This is a genomic window from Alkalihalobacillus sp. TS-13 (genome assembly GCF_019720915.1).
GTDB lineage: Bacteria > Bacillota > Bacilli > Bacillales > Fictibacillaceae > Pseudalkalibacillus.
This window is the reverse complement of record NZ_JAHKSI010000003.1, coordinates 113,571-136,214: the sequence shown is the minus strand read 5'-3', so window position 1 is coordinate 136,214 and position 22,644 is coordinate 113,571. Positions and strand designations below refer to the sequence as shown.

Here is a 22,644-nt window from a genome sequence, read left to right as displayed (position 1 = left end):
ACCGATAGAGTTTTGTTGATACCTTTATCTTCCAGATTTATCACCCTGATTTTAAACACAATTTTTGCGTTTCGACATGAAAAATCGCAAATATGGAGTAAAACACCGGATGTTCTACAACACATTTGCGACATAACTCGTCTGGAGGACGACTATAGTCCGCTTTCTTTTTTCGACACGCTATTCAGGTAGTTCATCCATACTTCGTTCAAGGAATGTCTTCAATACGTGTACGCCTTGTATGCAATCGTTCAGAGAAGACCATTCTGCCGGGTTGTGGCTGACTCCATCCTGACTCCTTACAAAAAGCATCGCAGCTGGAATGTGTCTGCCGACGATCATCGCATCATGTCCCGCCCCGCTCGGTAAAAAGAATGGTTCGATTCCATTCGCTTCTACCGCTTTACTGAAAAGATCCTGCAAATCTTTTCGTATCGGGACAGGTTGCTTTCGTATCATTTCTTTCCAGGTCACGTCCACACCGGTTTGACCCATAATAACCTCGGCAGCCTCTAGTATCTTATTTATGAGCTGATCGCGTGTTTCTTCATGAATATCCCGAACATCCACATACAGCTTCACCTGTCCAGGAATGACATTGACGCCATTCGGATAGACATTGAGTTTTCCCACTGTAGCGACAGCTGAGTCACTCATCGTCTCCGGAAGTTCCTGGACTTTTCCGATAAAAGAACTGGCAGCGGCAAGTGCATCTGTTCGGTCATTCATCGGTGTGTTCCCAGCATGGCCTGCTTCCCCATCAAAAGTGAATTCTAGCCAGACCGGCCCCGCGATTCCTGTTACGATTCCAACCGGCAGATCATTTTTCTCAAGACGTTTACCCTGCTCGATATGAACTTCCACAAATAGTGCGACCTCTTCAGCATTTCGTTTCGCCTCTGCAATGGTTTCGATGGATAATCCGACCTTTTCGAGAACTTGTTCAAATGATAAGCCATCTTTATCCGTCATGGCGCGCTGACGTTCGAGATCCAGTTCTCCAACGAATGCTGTACTCCCAGTCAATCCGCCATTGAACCGGGATCCTTCTTCATCTGAAAAAATGACGACTTCAAACGGACGCTCTGGAACATATCCAGTTTCCTTCCAGGCTTGTGCTACTTCAAGGGCGGAAAGTACGCCGAGCGGACCGTCAAAATGGCCACCAATTGGCACGCTGTCAACATGTGATCCAGATAAGATGGCAGGTAAATTGTTCTGCCCTTCTTTCCTCCCAAATACGTTTCCGGCTCTATCTTCTTTGACGGTAAGACCCGCTTCAGTCATCCACTTTTTCACGAGTTCCTTCGCCTGTCGCTCTTCTGCGGAAAAACCGAGACGATAAGAACCGTTCTCTGAAGTACAGCCAATGCTAGAGAGTTCCTCCAAACGATTTGCAAGCCGTTCTCCATTTACTCCTGAATGACTCAAGCTAGAATCGTAGTCTGATAGCAGTTGTTGTAACATGTCAGCCTCCTTTTTCAAAATTTGTGCATTTTCATTATCTGGACAAAACTCCAAGTTTTCTGGACAAAGTTTCAAATTATCTGGACAATTGGAAAAGAGGAGGCTCAAAAGGACCGATCCCCTACAACGCTCTTATTTGACTCTTGCTTGTTGGTTCACATGCGCGCTTCCCTGCTTCAAATAAGTTAAGGTCGCTGCTCCAAGTGTGTTCGCTGCCACTAATAAGGCGCGTTCGTCGATATTGAATTTCGGGTGATGATGTGGATAGGTCACATCCCAATCTGGGTTTTGAGCACCTGTGAAGAAGAACGTTCCTTTCACGTGTTGCAGATAATAAGCGAAATCCTCTGCCCCCATTTCTGGTGGTACTTCTTTCACTTCCGTCACACCAGGGACTGCCCCTGCGATGCTGGCGACTAATTCCGTTTCCTCAGGATGATTGACGGTAGCCGGATAGCCCCTCACGTAGTTATAGGTGTATTCTGCATCTGATGCGATACACGTCCCTTTAACCACTCTCTCAATCTCATTTTCGAGCAGGTCACGTACGTCTTCATCAAATGTCCTCACCGTGCCTGTCAATTTCACCGAATCCGCAATAACGTTGAAAGCATTGATCGCTTCAAACGCCCCGACCGAAACGACTGCAGATTCAAGGGGATCGACCCTTCTGCTGACGAGCTGTTGAAGGTTCGTGATCGCCTGAGCCCCGATCACGACTGCATCTTTTGTACGGTGCGGTTGTGCTCCATGGCCTCCTTTTCCCTGGATCTTGATCGTGAACCGGTCTGCCGCCGCCATGAACGGCCCTGTACGGTAGCCGATTTCACCGAGAGGACTGGTTGCCCAGAGGTGTGTCCCGAAAATAACATCAACACCTTCAAGACAGCCATCCTCGATCATCGCAATTGCCCCGCCAGGCTGCAATTCTTCCGCATGCTGGTGGATGAAGACGATTGTCCCCTCTAGCTCTTCCTTCACGCTGTTCAATGCTTTCGCAAGACCAAGCAATGTTGCTGTATGTCCATCGTGTCCGCAGGCATGCATCTTACCATCCGCTTTTGATTTGTATGGCAGATCGTTTTCCTCCTGGATCGGAAGTGCATCGAAATCTGCGCGAAGTGCGACCGTCTTTCCAGGCTTCCCACCTTTCAGCTTCGCAACTACGCCTCGTCCACCGACTCCTGTCCGGACTTCATGCCCTAGTTTTTCATGGTACGCAGCGATGAACTTCGGCGTTTCCACTTCTTCAAAAGAAAGCTCCGGGTTTTGGTGGAGGTGGCGGCGGATCTCCACCATCTCTTCATATTGCGCTTCCAATTTTGCAAATAATTCATCCATCACATCATTCATCCCTTTTCATTGGTATTACACCTTTTGAGGTGTTTTTTCATTGTTCTTCGCAACACATTTTCCATTTTTAAACACGTAAACGACGTTCCGTACATCTGAAATTTCTTCAACTGGGTTTCCTTCAACAAACAACAAATCAGCTCGTTTTCCTTCTTCCACTGATCCTGTTTCCTTTAAAATGTCCATTGCACTAGCTGCTATGGCTGTCGCTGAGCGTAGTACGTCCACTTCATCCATTCCGTATTCGACCATCAATTCAAGCTCTTTCGGAAAGTCCCCGTGAAGGTTGAACGGCGTTCCTGCATCCGTACCAGCTGCAATTTTCACTCCAGCTTCATAAGCTTGTAAGAAACTCTTTTTATGATCCTCCATCACGATCTTTGTTTTTTCAATTGCATGTTGAGGTATGCCGCCTTCCACCCCGTTTTCGGCAATAAAAAATGGTGCTGAGAGGGTCGGTACGAGATATGTACCAGACGTCAACATCATCTGGATCAATTCGTCATCAAGGTAGATCCCATGTTCAATAGTCGTAATCCCAGCAAGGATCGCATTCTTGATGCCTTCTCTCCCCTGTGCGTGTGCAGCGGTCGTTTTTCCGGCTTTAGAGGCTTCCGTACAGGCACAACGCAGCTCGTCTTCATCAAGCTGGGCAGCCCCAGGATCGACGTTTGGCGTCATGACACCGCCAGTAGCCATCAGCTTCAACAGGTCAGCACCTGCCTTCAATTGAGTTCTCGCTGCCTTACGAATTTCATCAACACCGTCCGCCTCAATCGCCATGTTATGGCCGTGTCCGCCAGTCATGACAATCGGTTTTCCAGACGCTAAGACCCGAGGACCTTCAATGACCCCTTTTTCAATCGCGTTGCGGAGTGCGATATCGATATTATACTGAGCCCCGACATTCCGTACGGTGGTCACGCCCGCCTCCAATTGTTTACGTGCGTTAACGACAGCACGGAACGAACCATCTGCTTCGGAATCATCTGACAGCTCCCGAAAAGGATCGGGATTGCCATCCATGGTGAGATGCACGTGACAATCCATCAAGCCAGGCAAACAGGTCAACCCTTCCCCGTCAATCACTTGATCAGCATCGATTCCATCTGCATTCTTCCCGATCACCGTAATCCCTTTTTCATCAAAGACAATCATCGTCTTATCCGGATGCAGCTTATAGCCATCGAATAAGCGAACATTGGTCACCTTTGTTTTCATCTGTTACCCTCCTTTTCCTTTTTTAAAGAATCAATGTAAAAAATAGGGTAGGAAGGGTACCATCCAGTAACCCTCCCTGTTTTAAAAAGATCAGTTTTTCAAATGGATGTATTCTCCTGGCCCGAGCGGCAGTCCTAAGAAATACCAAACCGCGAACAGAAGCGTCCAGAAAATCGTAAAACCGATCGAGTATGGAAGAAGGACAGACATAAGCGTTCCGACACCCATCTTCGGATCATACTTCTTCGCAAAGGTGAGAAGGATTGCGAAATAAGCGAGCATTGGCGTGATCGTATTTGTGATCGAGTCTCCAATACGATACGCCAGCTGTGTAAACGCTGGATTATAGCCCAGAAGCATGAACATCGGCACGAATACCGGTCCAAGCAACGCCCATTTTGCTGAAGAACTGGCGATCAACAGGTTGACGACTGCACAGAACAGGATGAAGGCGATCAACATCGGCAGACCAGTAAGACCTGTACTCTGTAAGAAAGCCGCTCCTTTGATTGCAATGATCGAGCCAAGGTTGCTCCAGTTGAAATACGTGATCATTTGAGCTGCGATAAAGGCAAGAACGATATAATATCCCATGCCTGACATCGCTTTTGTCAGGTGCTCGGCGACATCTTTATCCGACTTGATGACTTTCGCCCCGATTCCGAAAAAGAGTGCAGGAATGAAGAAGAAAAAAAGCATAAGCGGGACAAGCCCTTGCATGAACGGTGACTCTTCCACAAGTGAACCAGTCTCTGCATTCCGTAAAAGTGCATTCTCAGGAATCGTCATGAATGCCATGATTACGAGGAATACAACGACCGAAACACCAGCCCAGCGTAAACCACGTTTCTCTTCTTTCGTAAGTTCCGTTTTCGTATCAACCTGTGCCTTCAACGTATATTCACCAAGACGAGGTTCAACGATTTTGGAACAGACGAATACGGCGACTGGCAATAAAACGAATGTCGATGCAAACAAGAAGTAATAGTTCATCGCAGGACTTGCATCATAATTCGGGTCGATGATCTGGGCACTTGAAATCGTAAAACCAGCTACTAACGCATCGAGCATGTTCAAGATCAGGTTGGCACTGAAACCGCCTGATACCGCTGCATAACCTAACGCTAGGCCAGCAATCGGATGTCTTCCCAATGTCATGAACACGAGGGCTGCAATTGGCGGCAGGACGATCAATGCAGCGTCTGCGGCAGCATTTCCGAGCATCCCGATCAAGACGATGATCGGCAGGATCAGAAATTTCGGTGATGCAAGAACAACCCTTCTCATGAACGCTGAAACAAGACCTGTCGATTCAGCAAGCCCGACCCCCAGCATGACAACCAATACGAGGCCGAGTGGCGGGAACGACATGAAGTTATTGACCATTTCGGTAAGGATCTTTACAATTCCTTTTCCATCAAGCAGGTTCACTGCCGTAATCGTTTCATCCGTAGCAGGATTTACTGCACTCCATTTCAACCTTCCAGCAATAAAGGATGAGACCAAAATAAGTCCTGTGAAAATTGCAAACAACGTGAGTACGTCCGGCAGCTTGTTCCCGTATTTTTCAATCCAATCGAGGAACCTGTTGAACATACTTCTTTTTTTGACTCCCCCCTGTTTTCCGAGCTCTGGCATGCTCATTTTTACCCCTCCTAGTCTAAGTTACTATGTTTTTTTATCCAGATAGTTATAGATTGTGAATTTCGAAACGCCAAGCAGTGATGCGACATTCTGGATCGATCCCTTTATACGGAACAAGCCCATTTCATCAAGCAGATAGATGAATTCCATTCGTTCGAACTTGTCCATCATCTGAACCGGCTTCCCGATTTTCTCCACTGCTTTTTCAATCATTTGGTTTTCAAATTGTGAGATGGATAGTTCCGATGATTCCTCATCTTTCTTAGATGAGGTCATTTCAGCCAACAGCTTTTCTGCGATGGAATAGTGGGTGATATCGAGGTTGATGCTTAAGCAACCTATCAAATGACCGTCATCATCCCGGATATAGATTGAACTAGATTTGACCCGCTTCCCCTTCACGTCTTCATCCACGTAGTTTAAGAGACTATCCGTACCCTTCTCTACTTTCCGAAGTAGATTTAGACCAAAACTCGTAATCGATGAACCGACCTTCCTCCCTGTCACCTGTCCGTTGAAGATCGCCACAACTGAAGCAGGGACGTCCGTCAGATCATGGACAACAACTTCACAATGGCTGCCAAATGTTTTCGCGATGCCTTCAGCAATCGGTATATATCGCTTGAAGACAGGATGAAGCTCCGTACTGACATGATTCATGTATACAACCCCCAGAGATTTGATTCTTCTTTCTCTGTAAAATCGTGCTGTTTTCTAGCACTCTCCTAGTGGAACCTTCCATAAAATGCGTTCCCATTTTCTCACCGCCCACCTTCCTTTAATAGATTAAATGGTTAAATTGAGTTTTTTGAATATTGCAACCAATTTTACAGAGATGTGTCAGAAGTTTCAACAAAAAATTTAATTTTATAAAAATTTTTTAAAAAAACTGATGGTAACGATGTATGGATTTGTAAAAAAAGTAATAAAAAGCGCTTTTTGCACACAAAAAGGGCTGCCCTAAAAGAAAAGTGTCAGATACCTTCAACACTGCAAAGAGCAAGTTCTGAGGGATGATGATTGAGGAAATGATTCCTGATCATAATCATTTGTTCATGAGCAGGTGCCATAAGTAAATCTTCTTTAATCTTTTCAATCAAATAGGATTGATCCCGTTCGTTTTAATGTATTCAAAGAATGTTTTTTTACCAGGTCCATCAACAAAGGCAACTGCAGGAATTCATTCGTATGTATACTTCTTCCTCTCAACGTACCAAGTAAGGATATTGAGTTTTCTTTTATATTTAACATAATTACATCCATGTTTAATTCTATATTCCTATTACCTTGAATTTCCATTTTGCATGAAAAATCGCAAATATGGAGCAAAACACCGAATGTTCTACAACACATTTGCGACATAACTCGTCTGGAGAAGGACTATAGTCCGCTTTCTTTTTTCGACAATCAAAGAGTGGTAATCAAGCTAGTTTTTGCAGGTTGATGCACATCTGTCTGTAAGCTTCTGACTCCTGTGTCATTCCCATCTCTCCATATACTTTGGCAAGCCATTGTAACGGTTTTGGAGCATCAGGCTTCAGTTCTGTCTCCCAGCTGAAGCATTCCACCGCTTGATCCAACTGCCTGAATTCATAATACAGTTCACCGAGCGCTTGCATTTGATCAGGATCATCAAGAAGTTCTACCATCACATGGATTTTCCCTACGACTTCGAGCTCATTCCGAATATCCTTAAAAGGTTCCAGCCAGCTTTCGATATAATCCAGATCATACGTTTTCAGCAACGAAACGACGGATTTCTTCAGGAGTGTCTCACCTTTATCAGGATACTGAGTCAAGACAGGCTTCAGTAACGTATGAAGCATTTCAGGCTCAAATGTATGTTGTTTCAGATCCAGTTGTTCAAGTAGATCACCGAAAATCTCGATTTGGGATTTGCTGAGTTTGAAGTCATAATTCGTCATCATGCGGGATACTTCTTCAATTTTATGGTGTTGGACGTAGTGTACGAACAAATCGTGCTGCAGTGGAATGAAGTCAGGAATTTCATCGGATAGTGTTTCTAAAAAGAACATCGTTTCCTGTTCATTGAAATGTTGTTCAAGTAGTTGGATAAGAGGGCGGTAAAATTCCGCAGACGGTGTTTTGGTGAGTTTATGACTGAATAATGCGACCAGATCAATCCAGCGGTTATCTTTTTCGAGACGATCTGTGAGTTGTTGGAAGCTTTTATCTGAGTCTTTCTTTGCATAGAGTGCTTTTTCTGCAAAAATAGGATCCTTTGAAAGGATTTTATCGGATTCATGTCTATACAGCTCAGCATATTTCTCGACCTTGATATCACTGGCCAGCTGTTCAACTAAACTATGATCCGGTGCAAAATCCCTCATGATCCGGACGATTTGATAGCCAAGAAATGTCTGTCCATTGCGGTTATATTGGTAAAAAACAGATTTGATTTCATTGAACAATTGCTTTTTGGGAATGAATGATTCGAAGAAGGTCAGGATGAATGCTTTTTCTTGCGAGGTATAGCTCTTTTCAAGTTTATTCAATAACAGTTTATAGCTGACGATTTTACATGGGTGGTTGGACGTGAGTAATTTATTGATCAACGGATGGGGAGCGTTGAAGACCATACCTTCCGTGAAAGCATGTTGGATGAATGATAGACGTCGAAGTCTAGTGGCTTTAACCGCAGTGAGGAACTGATATTTATAGAAGAACAGATAATATACTTCATTGTCTTTACTAAACGCTTCAATGATTTCGCCCTGGCGATAGAGCGCCATTCTTTCAGTTCGTAATTCGATTGGATTTTTCTGATCATACAGTAAAAATTGATCTTGATCCATCTCATAATTCCCCCTATTCGTAACTCTAATATAGCATAATTTCATAAAAGACTCATGTTACTCCCATCCAATAAAAATAACCCCTAGTTCCAGGAGTTATTTTTTCATCATCCTTTATGGCAAGTTATTCCCTGCAGCACGATAAAGCTCGTACCATTCTTCTTGTGTAAGTTCCACATGGGAAGCTTTTGCGATATCCGCCATCCGCTGCGGGTTCATGCTACCGACCACAGGCTGGATTTTAGAAGGGTGACGTAAGATCCAGGCAATCGCAATCGCTGAATCGGTCACACCATATTTCTCAGCGAGCTCCTGCAGTTTCGCATTCACTTCCGGGTAGTCCTCATTCCCGACGAACGGACCTTCGATCATCCCGTATTGGAAAGGAGACCATGCCTGGATCGTCATATTGTTCAAGCGGCTGTACTCAAGCATGCCGCCCTCCCGCATAAGCGATCCTTCATTTTGCATATTCACATTGATTCCAGCATCAATCATAGGCGTATGCATGAGACTGAATTGCATCTGATTGATGATCAACTCCTGATCCAGAGACCTCGTTAAAAGTTCGATCTGCATCGAGTTGTGGTTACTGACACCAAAATGACGGATCTTCCCGCTTTCCTTCAGCTCATTGAACGCTTCTGCTACTTCCTCTGGCTCCATCAAGGCATCCGGCCGGTGAAGCAGGAAAATATCGATGTAGTCTGTTTTCAAACGCTTCAGGCTGCCCTCAACTGAATTCAGAATATGTTCTTTCGAATAATCATAAAATCCTTTACGAATCGCGCATTTCGTCTGAATGACCATCTTGTCACGGACAGAAGGATTCATGTCGATCGCATCTGCAAAAACAGACTCCGATTCTCCGCCACCGTAAATATCAGCATGGTCGAATAGATCAACGCCATGCTCCATCGCATTTTCAATGACGTGCCTCGCATCATCTTTAGAAAGTGAACTCATCCGCATACAGCCTAATGAAATCTCGCCTACTTCCAAACCACTGTTCCCCAACTTGATTTTCTTCAAAAAGAACACCTCTTTAGCGTAGTCATGTGTTTATTCTAACACTATGATTCCGCTGACTGCCATCACTCTGCTTTTAACCAGTAAAGCGAATGACAGCCAAGCCGAAGGAATCTATGATAAACTCGAATTAACCAATACATGAACTATTTCGAGGGGGCGAAACGGAATGTCCAAACCGAGCTATTCCGTCGCAAATAAAGCGAATTATGGGATTGAAGGAATTCGCGAGGTCAAGATCATGTGGGTGCTCGGCAGCATCCTATTGATCGCGGCGATTTTTCTTTTTCAATTAGAAGGACTCGTATGGACTGTAGTATCCTTCATCTTCCTTGCCATCACCATCATCAGCTATGGAGAGACGACTTGGATGACATTGAGCAGCAAAAAAGGACAAGGCCGTGTTGTCAACGATATGCTCGTTAAGTTGAATTTGAACAAAGACGATGTTGTCCTGGATGTGGGTTGTGGCAAAGGTTTCCTGATGCATTCACTCGCAAAGCAAGTATCTGGAGGGAAAGTCATCGGTATCGACAACTGGAGTGATAAGCGGAACCAAAATGCGCCTGAAACCACCTTGCAAAACGCAGAGACAGAAGGAGTCAAAGACCAGATTGAAGTCCAAACCGCTGATGCCCGCAACCTGCCGTTCGAAGACGAAACATTCGATGCTGTCGCTACGAGCCTTACGATCCATACGATACCTGATCCAGATGAGAGGCAAAAAGCCCTGGAAGAAATCGTACGGATCATAAAGCCGGACGGCCGAGTGGCGATCATGGATTTCATGTATGTCGAGGAGTATCCAGCTATTTTGGGAAAAGCCGGTTTGAAAGAAATAGAGAAATCACAATTTTATTTCTCCATGTTCCCGCCAGTCATCATTGTATCTGGAATCAAAAAAGAGGATTAAAAGTCTAGGACTGATCATAAAGGATTCAGCTATGGGATGCATAACTAATAAGTAATGACAATAGAGGGGGTGTCCCAAAAATGTCTGAGTCTCTCCGAACTTAACAACATTTTGAGATAAATCGTGGTTTTTGATTCAAAGTGTTGTGTTGGAGGTATCTGACACTTTTCTTTTAGGACAGCCCCTACGATGGTATATAAGTAAAGCACCATCAAATTGAGTCAAAGTCAAATTCATTAAAGGACAATACCATCATTACCTTTCACTATCTCCCTTTGACTTACTCTCACTTTTAGGTTTTTCATCTAAAATTGAGCGTAATTCATTGATATCCTCCTCCGACAAGGATTTGTCCTGAATGAACTGAACTAGCATCGATTTTAAAGTGCCGCCATAAATTCGATTGATAAAGGACTGTGCCTCAGCTTGCTGACATTCATCCTGTGAGTAAAGTGGAAAAAAAGTATAGACCTTCTGATTTTTATTTACACCGACAACCCCTTTTTGAACAAGACGATCCAAAAGAGTTCGTACTGTCTTCAGCTTCCAATCCATCCGCTCTTCCAATATGGAATAGACTTCATTGGCCGTTTGCGGTGCTTTTTCCCAAAGCACGTTCATGACTTCCCATTCTGCTTCAGAGATATTAGGTACTTTATCAGACACTCTTATCCTCCTCCTTTTTCTGCCTTCTTACGTAGTAGAACCCCCACCATATAGCAGATGTCATAAGCATAATTCTTAATAGATCCCTTTATCTCTTAAAATAGACAACGTGATTTCTGCCGCCTTACTTCCGTAGGCATTATTTTCATTTTGTATATTCGTTGCAAAGAAATAAGTGTTCTCCGTAGTTTCTACATACCCAATAAACCAGCCGTTAATATTATTGCCATTTATATTGCCTGTACCGGTTTTCCCTGAGAGTTTCGAACCATTTTTCTCCTCTAATCTTATCGTATCTTTAACGGTCCTGACATTCTTCTCTTTAAATCCAAATTGGTTTGTATAAAAAGCTCGTAGTAATTGAACCTGTTCTATTGGAGATATCTTTAAGGAAGACTCTAACCAATATTGTTCGATTCCTCCAGAAACATCGTAATTACCATAGCCTATTTCTTTTAGATAAGCTTGGATACTGTCAAGTTGAATTCTTTTATCCAGTTCTTGAAAGTACCAGGTTACTGAATTTGTCATAGCTGTAGATAGATTCTGATCCATGTTCCAAGAATCATAAGGGTACTGCAGACCATTCCATTTAATTTTGGAATTTCCCCTTGCAATGACATTAGACTCCAATCCAAACAGCGCACTATAAATCTTGTAAGTGGAATTCGGAGAAACTCTTAAAGTACTTTTATTCTCATTATAAATGCTATACCGATCACCTTGCATATCATATAATACAAAGCTCCCCTCATGACCTGAAAAATATTCGCTTAGATCCTCATATACTGCCCGCTCACTATTAAAATCGTAACGCTCCTTATCGCCTGCTATGACAGAAACAAGTGGAATTTGACTTGCAACAAATACTCCCACAAGCATAAAGATCGCTATACTCTTCAGCTTCAACTGCTTTGATTCCTTCGTATAGGATGCGATTTTCTTAATCCGTTTTTTTATTTGTTCCTTAGAGCCGTTCAGCTGATTGGTCAAAGGGAAATTTTTCGGATATGATGCTCTGTCCACAAAGTTAATGATCGTATTCCCGTATTCCGCATACTGGTCCTCATCCAAAGTATTTAAAACAGCACTATCACAGGCTATTTCACGATCCAATCTCATTTCCTTAAAAGCAAACCAAACAAGCGGATTAAACCAGTATAAAATCTGGTAAATGACAGTCAGGTAATTCGTTGCAATATCTTTATATTTATAGTGATTCAATTCATGTAAAAAAATGTGTTTAATTTCATCAATAGAAAGCCATGCGTCAAAATGAGCCGGCATCACGACATAGGTTTTAAAAAGACCAAATGTCATCGGTGTTTTGACAAGTGGCGATTCTCCTACAACCATATGTCTTGATATCAATAGCCGCTGCTTACACTGATCGAATAAGCAGCGAACTTCTTTATTCTTCAGTTCAGTTGTAGTCCTTTTAATATTCTTTACCTTTAGCAGAGCATGTATAGTCAGAACAATCATGACTAACATCCCGGCAATCCATATTCCGGCTAAAACGATATTCAGTAATTCTGGACTGGAGCGATCTACAGATAACGTAAAGTCTTGCATCCAATTTACGTTTCTGGACACATCGTCTCCATTGGCATTAGAAGTACGGCCTATTCCATTCCTTTGAGTAACATCCCATGAAATGAAATGATCTCCAAAATCAATCAACTGCTTCGGTATAAAAGGAAGTGTCAATGCAATCAGCAATAAGAACCATAGATTGTATTGCCATTTCGCTGATAATTGTTTTTGGAAGACTTTCTTGATCAGCATAATGACTGCAATGGTAAACGAAGACACTATTAAACTAACTACGAAATTAGTGAACATGTTACTCGTCCCCATCCTCGTCCTCGAGTCTTCACTTTCATTCAGGACTCGATTCCTTAATTACTACAAAAAAGCTCAATTTGTAATGCCTAATTTTAGCATCCCATTGTTCGTTAATCAATCTAGTAATCCCTTGTGAACACTACTAAACGGGCTAGCACCCTTATAGAGCAAACTAACGGCTTTAAGAGAGTCCTCTTCTATCTAAACTTGATAACAAATTTGACATTAATAGATTACAAATGTAGTATTGTATTACACTCGTAGTCGAAAGGAGGGTTAACAGAAGTGTTTGTTATATCGTTTGTCTAAAAAAGTTGACTGTCTCCCATGTATCTGTGCCACTCACTACACTGCCTATGCCATCTATAGATGCTGCATTTTATAAAATTTTTCAGAAAGAGGTTGGATTTTAATGAAATCATGGCTCACGGTTTTTAATACGTTTAAACTGAAAAAAATTGCACCTGTACTTCTCTCATCTGTCATGCTTATAGGTTGTTCAGCCGGTAACACATATTCTGCTTCTCAACCTGTTCAAAAAAATAAAGAAACCGCCATTAAAGATGATTTAGCCAAACTTGAGGATAAATATAATGCTAAAATTGGTGTCTTTGCACTGGATACAGGTACCAACCAAACTCTAACCTATCGACCAGATGAACGTTTTGCACATACATCTACTCTTAAAGCCCTGACAGTAGGAGCCCTGTTACAACAAAAGTCAATAGAAGACCTTAATCAAAAGATTACTTATACCCAAGATGATCTTGTGACTTATAGTCCAATCACTGAGCAACATGTCGAGACAGGAATGACTCTTAAAGAGCTGAGCGATGCCTCTCTTCGATACAGTGACAATACTGCGCAGAACCTGATACTCAAGCAACTGGGTGGGCCTAGCGGGCTTAAAGTATCACTCAGAAAGATTGGTGATGATGTAACTAATCCTGAGCGATTTGAACCAGAGTTAAACGAAGTTAAACCAGGAGAAACTCAAGATACTAGCACGCCGAGAGCACTTGCCACCAGCCTTCAAATGTTCACACTTGGAGAAGCGATCCCAACTGAGAAACGTGAACTTTTAATAGATTGGATGAAGAGAAATACCACTGGTGATACATTAATTCAGGCTGGGGTGCCGGAAGGATGGGAAGTAGCTGATAAGTCTGGTGCAGGGTCATATGGAACGCGAAATGACATTGCGATCATTTGGCCACCGAAAGGAGATCCAATTGTTCTTGCTGTCCTTTCTAGTCGTGATAAAAAGGATGCTGATTATAACGACAAGCTTATCGCTGAGGCAACAAAGAAAGTAATCAATAGCCTTAAAGTCAAACATCAGTAGGAAGGGACAGTAACAAATGTTTGAAACGTTTGAAAATTGAACTCTTGAGTTTGTTCCCATACCAGACGCACAAGCAAAAAGACTCGTCAATTCAACGAGTCTTTTTGCATTTATTATGCCAATTTTAGTGTTGAATCCTATACCATTTTGGGCATTAAATTTGAAATTGAACCCAAAACGATACAGTTTTTTTCACACTTAATTCGAAACAACCGATTTATCTTTATAGCCGAGTCCCTGCCACCCGATAACCGTAATGGCCAGCGCAACCACGATAAACGCGATGAAGTAAGGTGAAATAAAATCCCGAACTGCACCGGCTGTAAGTGAACTTGCGATAATTCCTAATGAGAAAACCGCAGACAGTATGCCAAAGGCGGTGCCATGTTTAGTTTTATCGATTTTCTCCGTAATCAAGGTTGTGATGGCCGGGAACAGTATCCCCAAACCGATTCCAAGGACGAACAACAGCTGCCCGAGGCTAAGTGGAGTGAATGGTACCACCATCTGGTAAAAACACGCAGCCAACACAAGCATGCCAACCCCCGTGCGCAACAACGCGGAAATCCGGTTGATCCACGTCATACAGACGATGACGAGCGTACCGACCCCGATATAGCTGAACAGCTTCCCGGCATCACTTGTCGACATCCCTTTTTCCACTACCAAAAACGGTAGCTCATACCCGAGTGTTCCTTGCGCGTACATCAACGAGAAAGCGACGAAATAGATCATCAACAGATGCCGATCCAGCTTCAGCCCACCGCTGTCAGCCTGCTCTTTCTTATGAACGATGATCGGTTCGAATTCCCTAACGTACAACAGTGCGATGATCGCTGTAATGAGAATACATCCACCAATAAGGAAATAGGTACCCTGATAATTGACTATTTCAACCAGATACCCACCGATCGTCGGCGAAAGAATATGTGCAATCGTCATGAGTAACCCATTGAACGCCATATACTTCCCCTGTTGATGGCTATTCTTCGCATAGCCGGACAACAGCGCAAAACAAGCCGGAGTCATGAACGCAAGGACAAGCCCATTGAACAAACGCAACACCAATAACACGTCAGGATTCGCTGCAACGCCATGTGCCATCATCAATAAGCCCGATAAAAACAGCGGCACGACAATGAACTTCTTCTTCCCGAAAAAATCGATCAGCGGGCCAGCGATCAAGTTCCCGCACATGTTCGCGAAGGAAGACATACTCATCATGATACTAACAAAGAAGCTCGTCGCCCCAAGCGCAACCGCATAAGGCGTGAAGATCGGATACTGGATATGTAAGCTCAAAGACACCAGGAACAGCACCGTGAAAATCGCAGCCATGCCCCTTCTTCTCTCGTCCATAAAATCGCCTCCACCATAAGTGTATGAACGAAATTGAAAAAGAGACATGCTGAGAAATTTTTGATAAACATAATTAATATTGTGAATAAGGTGGGTGTTGTGGAACAAATTGTTGTGGTGGTTGACCCTGTTGCGGCCGATTGCAATCCTTGTATGGACCGATATAGGTGGACGGTTTGACTGAGCGGGTCACTTGTTTCCATTGGTTTTCATCCATGCAATACGAATGCGCCATGATATTCGCAGGAGTGAAGTGTAAAATATCCGAGCCTAAAATGAACTCTGGGGTCGATGCATCAAGTACGATTTCATAATGCCACCAGCCTTGTGGAACATTCGCCACTTGCGTTTTATTTATGTACGCTATGAAACACGTCGGTATCAAGGACGGATGCAAGAGTAACCCCACATGGAGTTGTATTTATCTCGTTTTTTCTCTAGTGTTGAATTTCGAAAAAATGAAGATCACTAAAATCATCCCTATACTGATAAACAGGCCGATTCTTTGGCTTACATGGACGATGGCGCCTGAAATGGCGAGTAAAATAATCAAAATGCCTATATAGGAAGTATATGGAGATCCGAATGCTTTGAATGTCCCATGGTTATCGGCATACGTAGGATGTAGTTTAATCTGTGAGGCTAGGATGATCACCCAGTTCAAAATCAGCATGACACCTGCAGAAGTCGTCACATATTCATACATCGTACCTGGTAAAAGGTATGAAAAAAGAATGGAAATCGTCAGTCCAACTGCCGTCAATGACAGGGCCGGTAACGCTACACCACGATTATTTTTCTTTTGCAGTATTTTTGGTGCATCCCCATCCTTAGCCAGCGAAACCATGACACGACTGATCGAAAACAAGGCTCCTACCATCGTTGAAAAGGCTGCACTGATGATGATGACATTAAAGATGGTATCCAGATAAGGGATTTGGAATGCCGATAGTGCTGTCACAAAAGGACTTTCCGACTCGTTGATGATGGTCCAGTCCACCATTTCCAATACAAAAAATAAGGATAATATGTAGATTGAAATCAAGGTGATGATCAGTCCTACACCTGTCTTTGGAACATCTTTCTTACTTTCAAGTTCCGATGATGCGATCCCTACAACGGCAATCCCCCCGAATGAAAAGAAGATGAAAATCATCGCTGACCATAACCCACCGATCCCGTTTGGAAAAAGATCACCGATTCCTGAGTGGTTTACGGCGACGATATCCTTCGGACTGATGAAATCCAACAAGAACAATGTTCCAAAGATGATGAAAATGATGAGCGTTGATAATTTAATAATGGCAAATAAAGACTCGATCTGTCCAAAGTTTTTCACTCCGAGCAAATTGATTCCAAAGCCCAACACCGCGTAAATAATCGAAAATAACCATAATGGGATATGAGGAAACCAGAACTGTGTAAAGGTCGAAAGCGCCACGATTTCACTGGACATGATCAAGACACCGGACAACCAATACATCCACCCTGAGAGAAACCCTGCAGAATGTCCGAATGCTTTCCTTGCATATGTCCGAAAAGAGCCTGTTTCTGGGTCATTTACTGTCATTTCGGCCAAAGAACTGAATACAAAGAAAGTGGTCAACCCCGCGATCAAGTAACCAATCAAAATAGATGGTCCCGCAATTTTGATTGAAAGACCTGTCCCCAGGAAAAAACCAGCACCTATGATCGAACCGATTCCTATAAGGGAAAGCTGCCACCATCTTAGTCCCTTCCCTTTTTTCAGTTGCTTATCCTTCGCATGTTGCACAGACTGTTCAAACAAGTGATGATGTTTCATGTAAACTCCCCCCTATAAGTGTAGAGTCATCACATACGCCTGTTTATTATTAGCCATTGTGCCAATCTTTACTAAACACGGGAAGAGGATTTTGTTTTCGAATTAAAAAAGGGCCCCCAATGGATCATTATTACATGTATGAAAATACGAATAACCAGTATGCAATTTACCAATGCCTGCGCGATCTAAAATTTGTCAGCTTATGCGATGTCTTTATTCCCCCAGCGCGCCTCGATTCAGGATAAGCAGCTTAATTCTCCAGGCTAGAACAGCTACCAACATTTTTCCGTGGGTGTAACATAACGTCAGAATCATGAGTCCTATCTTTTTTAAGCGAAGGTAACTTTTAATTTTCTGATAATTCAAAAATTACTGTTGCTTTTTTATTTTATTCCCTTTATCATAAAAATCAGACTACAGTCGACTGTATGTTTTAATTCAATACTTATCTTACTGAATTCTTTGGAGGTGGCAATTTGAGACTGCTAAGCGAGATTGATGAAATAATACTAAACAAACGAGAAGAATACTTAGAACAATTGTTCACCCTACTACGTCAAAGGAGTATTAGCACACAAGATGAAGGAATTACTGAGTGTGCAGATTTGCTCAAGAGAATGATGGAGACCATGGGGATAAACACCCAAATAATGAAAACTGATGGTCATCCAGTTGTTTATGGTGAAAGGATAAAGGATAAAAGTTTTTTTACGCTACTTATTTACGGCCATTATGATGTTCAACCGCCAGACCCAATTACCGAATGGAAATCCCCCCCTTTTGAACCCACTATTAGAGAAAATAGAATATATGGCCGAGGAGCGGGAGACAACAAAGGACAACTAATGGCCCAACTCCTTGGTATTAATACATATATAGAAGCCTTTGGGGATCTACCTATTAATATTAAATTTGTATTTGAAGGAGAAGAGGAGAAAGGTAGCGTTAATTTAGCCGCTTTTGTAGAAGAACATAAAGACCTATTGAAAGCTGATTTGGTTTATACAGCTGATGGCTCTTCCCATTATAGTGGTTCCCCGCTTATTTTATTAGGTGTAAGAGGGGTGCTTGCTCTCGAATTAAAGGCAAAAGAGGCAGAGTGGGATAACCACTCAGGGAATACTGGTAACATTTTAACCAATCCAGCTTGGAAGCTAATTGATTTACTACATACAATGCGCGGAAAAGATGGTCGTGTTTTAATTGATGGATTTTATGAAGATATTCGTCCTCCCTCTTTACGGGATAAAGAATTACTTAAATTATTACCTTTTGATGTTGAAGATATAGGTAACAAAATTGGTTATCCCAGTTTAAATATGGATGGAGAGTCATATTACCACAAGTTAACCATGGAACCAACATTTAATATTAATGGGCTGGAAAGTGGTCATACTGGTATCGGCTTGAAAACGATCATACCTTCTATGGCCACTGTAAGACTAGATATACGCCTCGTAGTAGATCAGGATCCTATGGATATCTATAAAAAAATCGTTCAACATGTTCAAGTCTATGATCCTAGCATCGATGTGAAATATTTAGGGTCGATGAAGCCATCTAGGACTTCTGCAGATATTGAAATAGTGAAAGTTGTAACTAAAGCAATACAACAATCATATGAAAAGAAGCCGATTATCCAACCGAGTCTTGGCGGCTCCCTACCTGACTATGTTTGGACAAGCATCTTAGGCATTCCTTCTGTAATAATGCCTTATGCAAATTTCGATCAAAGAAATCATTCTCCTAATGAAAATTTAGAATTAGATTACTTTTTTAACGGTATTAAGTGTACTTGCCACGTAATTCATGCTCTCGGTGAGTATTCCAAATCATATTCAGATAAATAACTATTGTTTAGAAAGGGCGAGTATCAATGGAAGAGAAATCAAATATCGAAACGAACGACGTGCAAGAGTCTAAGAAAAACAAAAAATTCCCTATGCCGGATGTTTTTGTCATTTTATTTTCTTTTCTGTTAATCGCTTATGCTCTTTCTTATATTATTCCTTCAGGTTCTTATGAGAGAGTAGAAAGGGGTGGGATTACACAGATAGACCCAAATAGTTTTCAATACGTAAAGAGTGAATCTTTGTCTATAATGGATTTGTTTTTATCCATTGTACAAGGACTTTCTGCATCAGCTGACATCGTATTTCTAATCCTTATAGTCGGAGGTACCCTTGCTCTCATTGAATCAAGTGGAGCATTTAAAGCAGGAATTGGTTCTCTTATTAGATTGACAAGGGGCAATTACTTGTTGTTACTTGTCACTTTCTCTAGCATATTTGCTGTCCTCTCGACGTTTGGAGTCGGAGCCAACATCGTTATTGCTTTTGTACCAATAGGAATAATAATTGCTCGGTCTCTGAAGCTGGATCCTGTTGTAGGGGTTGCACTGGTTTTCTTAGGATCCTATTCTGGTTGGGCTGGAGGAGTTTTTGATCCAATAGTAACCGTTTTTGCTCAAAGCATTGCTGAGCTTCCTTTATTTTCAGGTGTTTTATTTCGTCTTGTGATTTTTGTTATTTTTGTCTCTATAACCATTTTTTATATCTGTTTATATGCCAAAAAAGTACGGCACAACCCGGCTAACAGTCTAATGGGACCTGACTATCTTTCTCAGTATCCTGATTATGAAGATAAGGAATCTGTAACAAGTACGATTTTTACAACACAACAAAAAATAATCCTCTTGTTGTTTGTAACATTCCTTGGAATCTATTTGTATGGTGCATTTAATCTAAAATGGAATATAAAAGAACTTTCAGCAATTTTCATTATGCTCGGTATTGCTGTAGCTATCGTTTCAAGGACTTCCCCGAATCAATTCGTAAATGAGTTCATGAAAGGTATTACACAAGTAATATATGGAGCTCTTGTTGTTGGTTTAGCTCGAGCTGTCATCATTCTACTAGAAAATGGACGTGTCATAGATACAGTTGTCAATGGAACCACTGCGACTTTAGATATGTTCCCTCCTGTTGTATCTATGCAATTGTTATACTTCTTTAATTTATTTTTCAACTCAATCATTACTTCTGGAACAGGGCAAGCTGCAATCGTTATGCCAATCATGGTACCAATTGTGGATATGTTAGATGTTACAAGACAAGTTGCATTTATAACATTTAAGTTAGGGGACGCAATTACAAATATCATCACCCCTCTTTCTGGAACATTAATGGCTTGTTTGGCATTAGGAAAAGTATCATACGGGAAATGGTTGAAATTTATTTTTCCATTGTTTCTAATCTGGACTGTAATTGGTGCAATTTTGGTAGGAATTGCTGTAGTGATCCAATATGGACCTTACTAGATTAAATATTTAATATCCGCTCAGAGTTATCACAGACTTGTGATCCATAGACAATGAGGAATGATAGTAAGGAAGTGTTATTAAGGGATAAATACTGAAGGATATTTCAGTGATTTTTTAAAGAACACTTCATTGAGTCGTGTCGGAAGAAAGTAGTCTTAAAAAATAATAACTTAGGAGGGTTACCATGGATTCAACGATTACTACAACAAATGAAAATTGCGAGGTCCACGATCAAAAGGTGTTAAACTGGGCAAAAGATATTATTGAAAATCGTTCTTCTCAGAGATTGATTCAGAAAGAAATTATTGATGCTGTCGACCGAAATGCCATTTGGAGAGGGCAGGAATGTCTTAACCTATTAGCCCCTGAAGCACCTACAAGCCCGATCGTTCGCCAATTACTAGCATCTGAAGTGGGAACTAGGGCGGCTGAAGGTCATATAGGACCCACACAAAGATGGTTTTCAGGAACTAAGTATATCGATGAAATTGAATCCCTATGTGTAGAGTTATTAAAAAAGGTCTTTAAGAGTAATTATGCAGATCATCGCCTTGTCGCAAGCATGATAGGAAATATGACTGTCTATGCAAGTCTAACAAAACCGGGAGATAATATCTTATCCATTTCACAACCATTTGGCGGTCATTCTAGTAACCGTTATGATGGACCAGCCGGTATTCGGGGACTAAATATTTATGATGTTCCAATGGATCCAGTTGAATTGGTAGTAGATATAGATAAGTTTGCAAAGGTAGCAAGACAAGTAAAACCTCAGCTAGTTACACTCGGTGCTTCAATGACATTATTTCCGTTCCCACTTAAAGAAATCTCTGAGATCGTCGATGAGTGGGGAGGAAAGATATTCTTTGATGGAGCTCATCAGCTTGGACTAATTGGAGGGGGGCAATTCCAAGATCCTTTAAATGAGGGAGCTTGTATCATGACGGGATCAGCAGGAAAAACGTTTAGTGGCCCTCAGAGTGGCATCATTGTTTGGAATGACCCAGAACAAACACAATCAATTAGTGATACGATCTTTCCTGCTCTTGCTGCAACACATCAAGTAAATCGTGTCGCTGCTCTGGCTGCATCTGCTGCAGAATTCCTAGCGTTCGGAAAAGAATATATGGAACAAATTGTGGCGAATGCAAAAGCATTGGCTAAAGCATTACATGAAAGAGATATAACTGTGCTCGGTTCCCATAAAGGTTTTACAGAAACTCATCAAGTGATTCTTGACGTTAAGCGTTTTGGTGGTGGATTAGAAGTCGCACAAAAATTGGAGAAAGCGAATATTATTACTAATAAAAACCTTATTCCCGGCGACAAACCTGAGGATTGGGATTACCCAAGTGGGTTACGCATTGGGACGATTGAAATCACACGTTTAGGTATGAAAGAGGCCGAAATGGATATCATTGCAGACTATATTGTAAGTGTTTTGGAGGGAAGGGAAACAGTTGATTCTATCCGAAAGCGTGTCATTGAATTCCGATCAGCCTACCAAAAAATGCATTATTGCTATGACTGATCTTTGTAGAGTACATTTTTAAATGACTGGGTGACCTTATATTAAGAACGGGGGCTTATCCGAAGGGGGTTAAGCTTCCTTTTTTATGAATGACATTGTTCGTACTCATGAAAATGTCCAGTAACGACACGTTTTCCAATGTATTCAGCTGATTGATCCCTAAGATATTAATGTAGTTCTGGTTGTCTTTCTTGAACAACGTGCTGTTATTCACATCAAACGCATACTGGGCTGAAGGAGACGTGTAATCGAGATAAGCCATAGATGTTCTCTTCCCCTCAACTTATTCGAAAACCCTATAGGCATGTTATTCACCCAGGATTAGT

General features: G+C 42.0%; 17 protein-coding genes and 2 pseudogenes. 5 read left to right on the top strand and 14 right to left on the bottom strand.

Features of this window, described 5'->3' with window-relative positions; all coding sequences use genetic code 11:
* Positions 1 to 180: 180 nt before the first annotated feature.
* The 8 genes from KOL94_RS19720 to KOL94_RS19685 all read right to left on the bottom strand — a co-directional run bounded on the left by KOL94_RS19720 (position 181) and on the right by KOL94_RS19685 (position 9,533).
* Positions 181 to 1,467 (bottom strand): Zn-dependent hydrolase, encoded by a 1,287-nt coding sequence (locus KOL94_RS19720; RefSeq protein ID WP_221568388.1) that lies wholly within the window; start codon positions 1,465 to 1,467, stop codon positions 181 to 183.
* Between the two features lie 132 nt (positions 1,468 to 1,599).
* Positions 1,600 to 2,808: a M20 family metallopeptidase gene (locus KOL94_RS19715; protein WP_221568387.1), complete on the bottom strand. Its 1,209-nt coding sequence runs from the start codon at positions 2,806 to 2,808 to the stop codon at positions 1,600 to 1,602.
* Positions 2,809 to 2,835: 27 nt separating this feature from the next.
* Positions 2,836 to 4,041: a metal-dependent hydrolase family protein gene (locus tag KOL94_RS19710; protein WP_221568386.1), complete on the bottom strand. Its 1,206-nt coding sequence runs from the start codon at positions 4,039 to 4,041 to the stop codon at positions 2,836 to 2,838.
* Positions 4,042 to 4,131: 90 nt separating this feature from the next.
* Complete coding sequence (locus KOL94_RS19705; RefSeq protein ID WP_260412549.1) at positions 4,132 to 5,685, bottom strand: AbgT family transporter; 1,554 nt, start codon at positions 5,683 to 5,685, stop codon at positions 4,132 to 4,134.
* 24 nt (positions 5,686 to 5,709) lie between these two features.
* Positions 5,710 to 6,345 (bottom strand): helix-turn-helix transcriptional regulator, encoded by a 636-nt coding sequence (locus KOL94_RS19700; RefSeq protein ID WP_221568385.1) that lies wholly within the window; start codon positions 6,343 to 6,345, stop codon positions 5,710 to 5,712.
* A gap of 432 nt (positions 6,346 to 6,777) precedes the next feature.
* Positions 6,778 to 6,948 carry a hypothetical protein gene (locus KOL94_RS19695; RefSeq protein ID WP_221568384.1) on the bottom strand — a complete coding sequence of 57 codons (171 nt, stop codon included), beginning with the start codon at positions 6,946 to 6,948 and terminating at the stop codon, positions 6,778 to 6,780.
* A gap of 158 nt (positions 6,949 to 7,106) precedes the next feature.
* On the bottom strand, positions 7,107 to 8,501 hold the full coding sequence (locus KOL94_RS19690; protein WP_221568383.1) for a hypothetical protein: 1,395 nt from the start codon (positions 8,499 to 8,501) through the stop codon (positions 7,107 to 7,109).
* Between the two features lie 114 nt (positions 8,502 to 8,615).
* A complete protein-coding gene (locus tag KOL94_RS19685) occupies positions 8,616 to 9,533 on the bottom strand; it encodes an aldo/keto reductase (RefSeq protein WP_221568382.1) in 918 nt (305 codons plus the stop codon).
* Positions 9,534 to 9,699: 166 nt separating this feature from the next.
* Between KOL94_RS19685 and KOL94_RS19680 the strand changes: the two genes are divergently transcribed.
* Complete coding sequence (locus tag KOL94_RS19680; RefSeq protein WP_221568381.1) at positions 9,700 to 10,443, top strand: class I SAM-dependent methyltransferase; 744 nt, start codon at positions 9,700 to 9,702, stop codon at positions 10,441 to 10,443.
* A 255-nt stretch (positions 10,444 to 10,698) separates the two neighbouring features.
* On the opposite strand, the gene blaI is transcribed toward KOL94_RS19680, so the two are convergent.
* On the bottom strand, positions 10,699 to 11,109 hold the full coding sequence (gene blaI, locus KOL94_RS19675; RefSeq protein ID WP_221568380.1) for a penicillinase repressor BlaI: 411 nt from the start codon (positions 11,107 to 11,109) through the stop codon (positions 10,699 to 10,701).
* Positions 11,110 to 11,184: 75 nt separating this feature from the next.
* Positions 11,185 to 12,954, bottom strand: coding sequence for a BlaR1 family beta-lactam sensor/signal transducer (locus KOL94_RS19670; protein WP_221568379.1), 1,770 nt, complete (start codon positions 12,952 to 12,954; stop codon positions 11,185 to 11,187).
* A gap of 415 nt (positions 12,955 to 13,369) precedes the next feature.
* On the opposite strand from KOL94_RS19670, the gene bla reads away from it, so the two are divergent.
* A complete protein-coding gene (gene bla / locus KOL94_RS19665; RefSeq protein ID WP_221568378.1) occupies positions 13,370 to 14,302 on the top strand; it encodes a class A beta-lactamase in 933 nt (310 codons plus the stop codon).
* Between the two features lie 198 nt (positions 14,303 to 14,500).
* Here the strand turns inward: bla and KOL94_RS19660 are convergent, their stop codons facing one another.
* The 3 genes and pseudogenes from KOL94_RS19660 to KOL94_RS19650 all read right to left on the bottom strand — a co-directional run bounded on the left by KOL94_RS19660 (position 14,501) and on the right by KOL94_RS19650 (position 17,465).
* Entirely contained in the window at positions 14,501 to 15,661 is a 1,161-nt protein-coding gene (locus KOL94_RS19660; RefSeq protein ID WP_221568377.1) for an MFS transporter, read from the bottom strand.
* Between the two features lie 73 nt (positions 15,662 to 15,734).
* A pseudogene (locus KOL94_RS19655) lies at positions 15,735 to 16,019 on the bottom strand (cupin domain-containing protein); the annotation flags it as partial.
* Between the two features lie 63 nt (positions 16,020 to 16,082).
* A complete protein-coding gene (locus KOL94_RS19650; RefSeq protein WP_221568376.1) occupies positions 16,083 to 17,465 on the bottom strand; it encodes an amino acid permease in 1,383 nt (460 codons plus the stop codon).
* A 476-nt stretch (positions 17,466 to 17,941) separates the two neighbouring features.
* On the opposite strand from KOL94_RS19650, the gene KOL94_RS19645 reads away from it, so the two are divergent.
* The 3 genes from KOL94_RS19645 (at position 17,942) to KOL94_RS19635 (ending at position 22,318) form a co-directional block, all read left to right on the top strand.
* Positions 17,942 to 19,315: a M20/M25/M40 family metallo-hydrolase gene (locus KOL94_RS19645; protein WP_260412548.1), complete on the top strand. Its 1,374-nt coding sequence runs from the start codon at positions 17,942 to 17,944 to the stop codon at positions 19,313 to 19,315.
* A 26-nt stretch (positions 19,316 to 19,341) separates the two neighbouring features.
* Positions 19,342 to 20,784, top strand: coding sequence for a YfcC family protein (locus KOL94_RS19640; protein WP_221568375.1), 1,443 nt, complete (start codon positions 19,342 to 19,344; stop codon positions 20,782 to 20,784).
* A gap of 187 nt (positions 20,785 to 20,971) precedes the next feature.
* On the top strand, positions 20,972 to 22,318 hold the full coding sequence (locus tag KOL94_RS19635) for a serine hydroxymethyltransferase (protein WP_221568374.1): 1,347 nt from the start codon (positions 20,972 to 20,974) through the stop codon (positions 22,316 to 22,318).
* A gap of 88 nt (positions 22,319 to 22,406) precedes the next feature.
* Here the strand turns inward: KOL94_RS19635 and KOL94_RS19630 are convergent.
* Positions 22,407 to 22,580 (bottom strand): annotated as a pseudogene (locus tag KOL94_RS19630) (cupin domain-containing protein); the annotation flags it as partial.
* Positions 22,581 to 22,644: the final 64 nt, after the last annotated feature.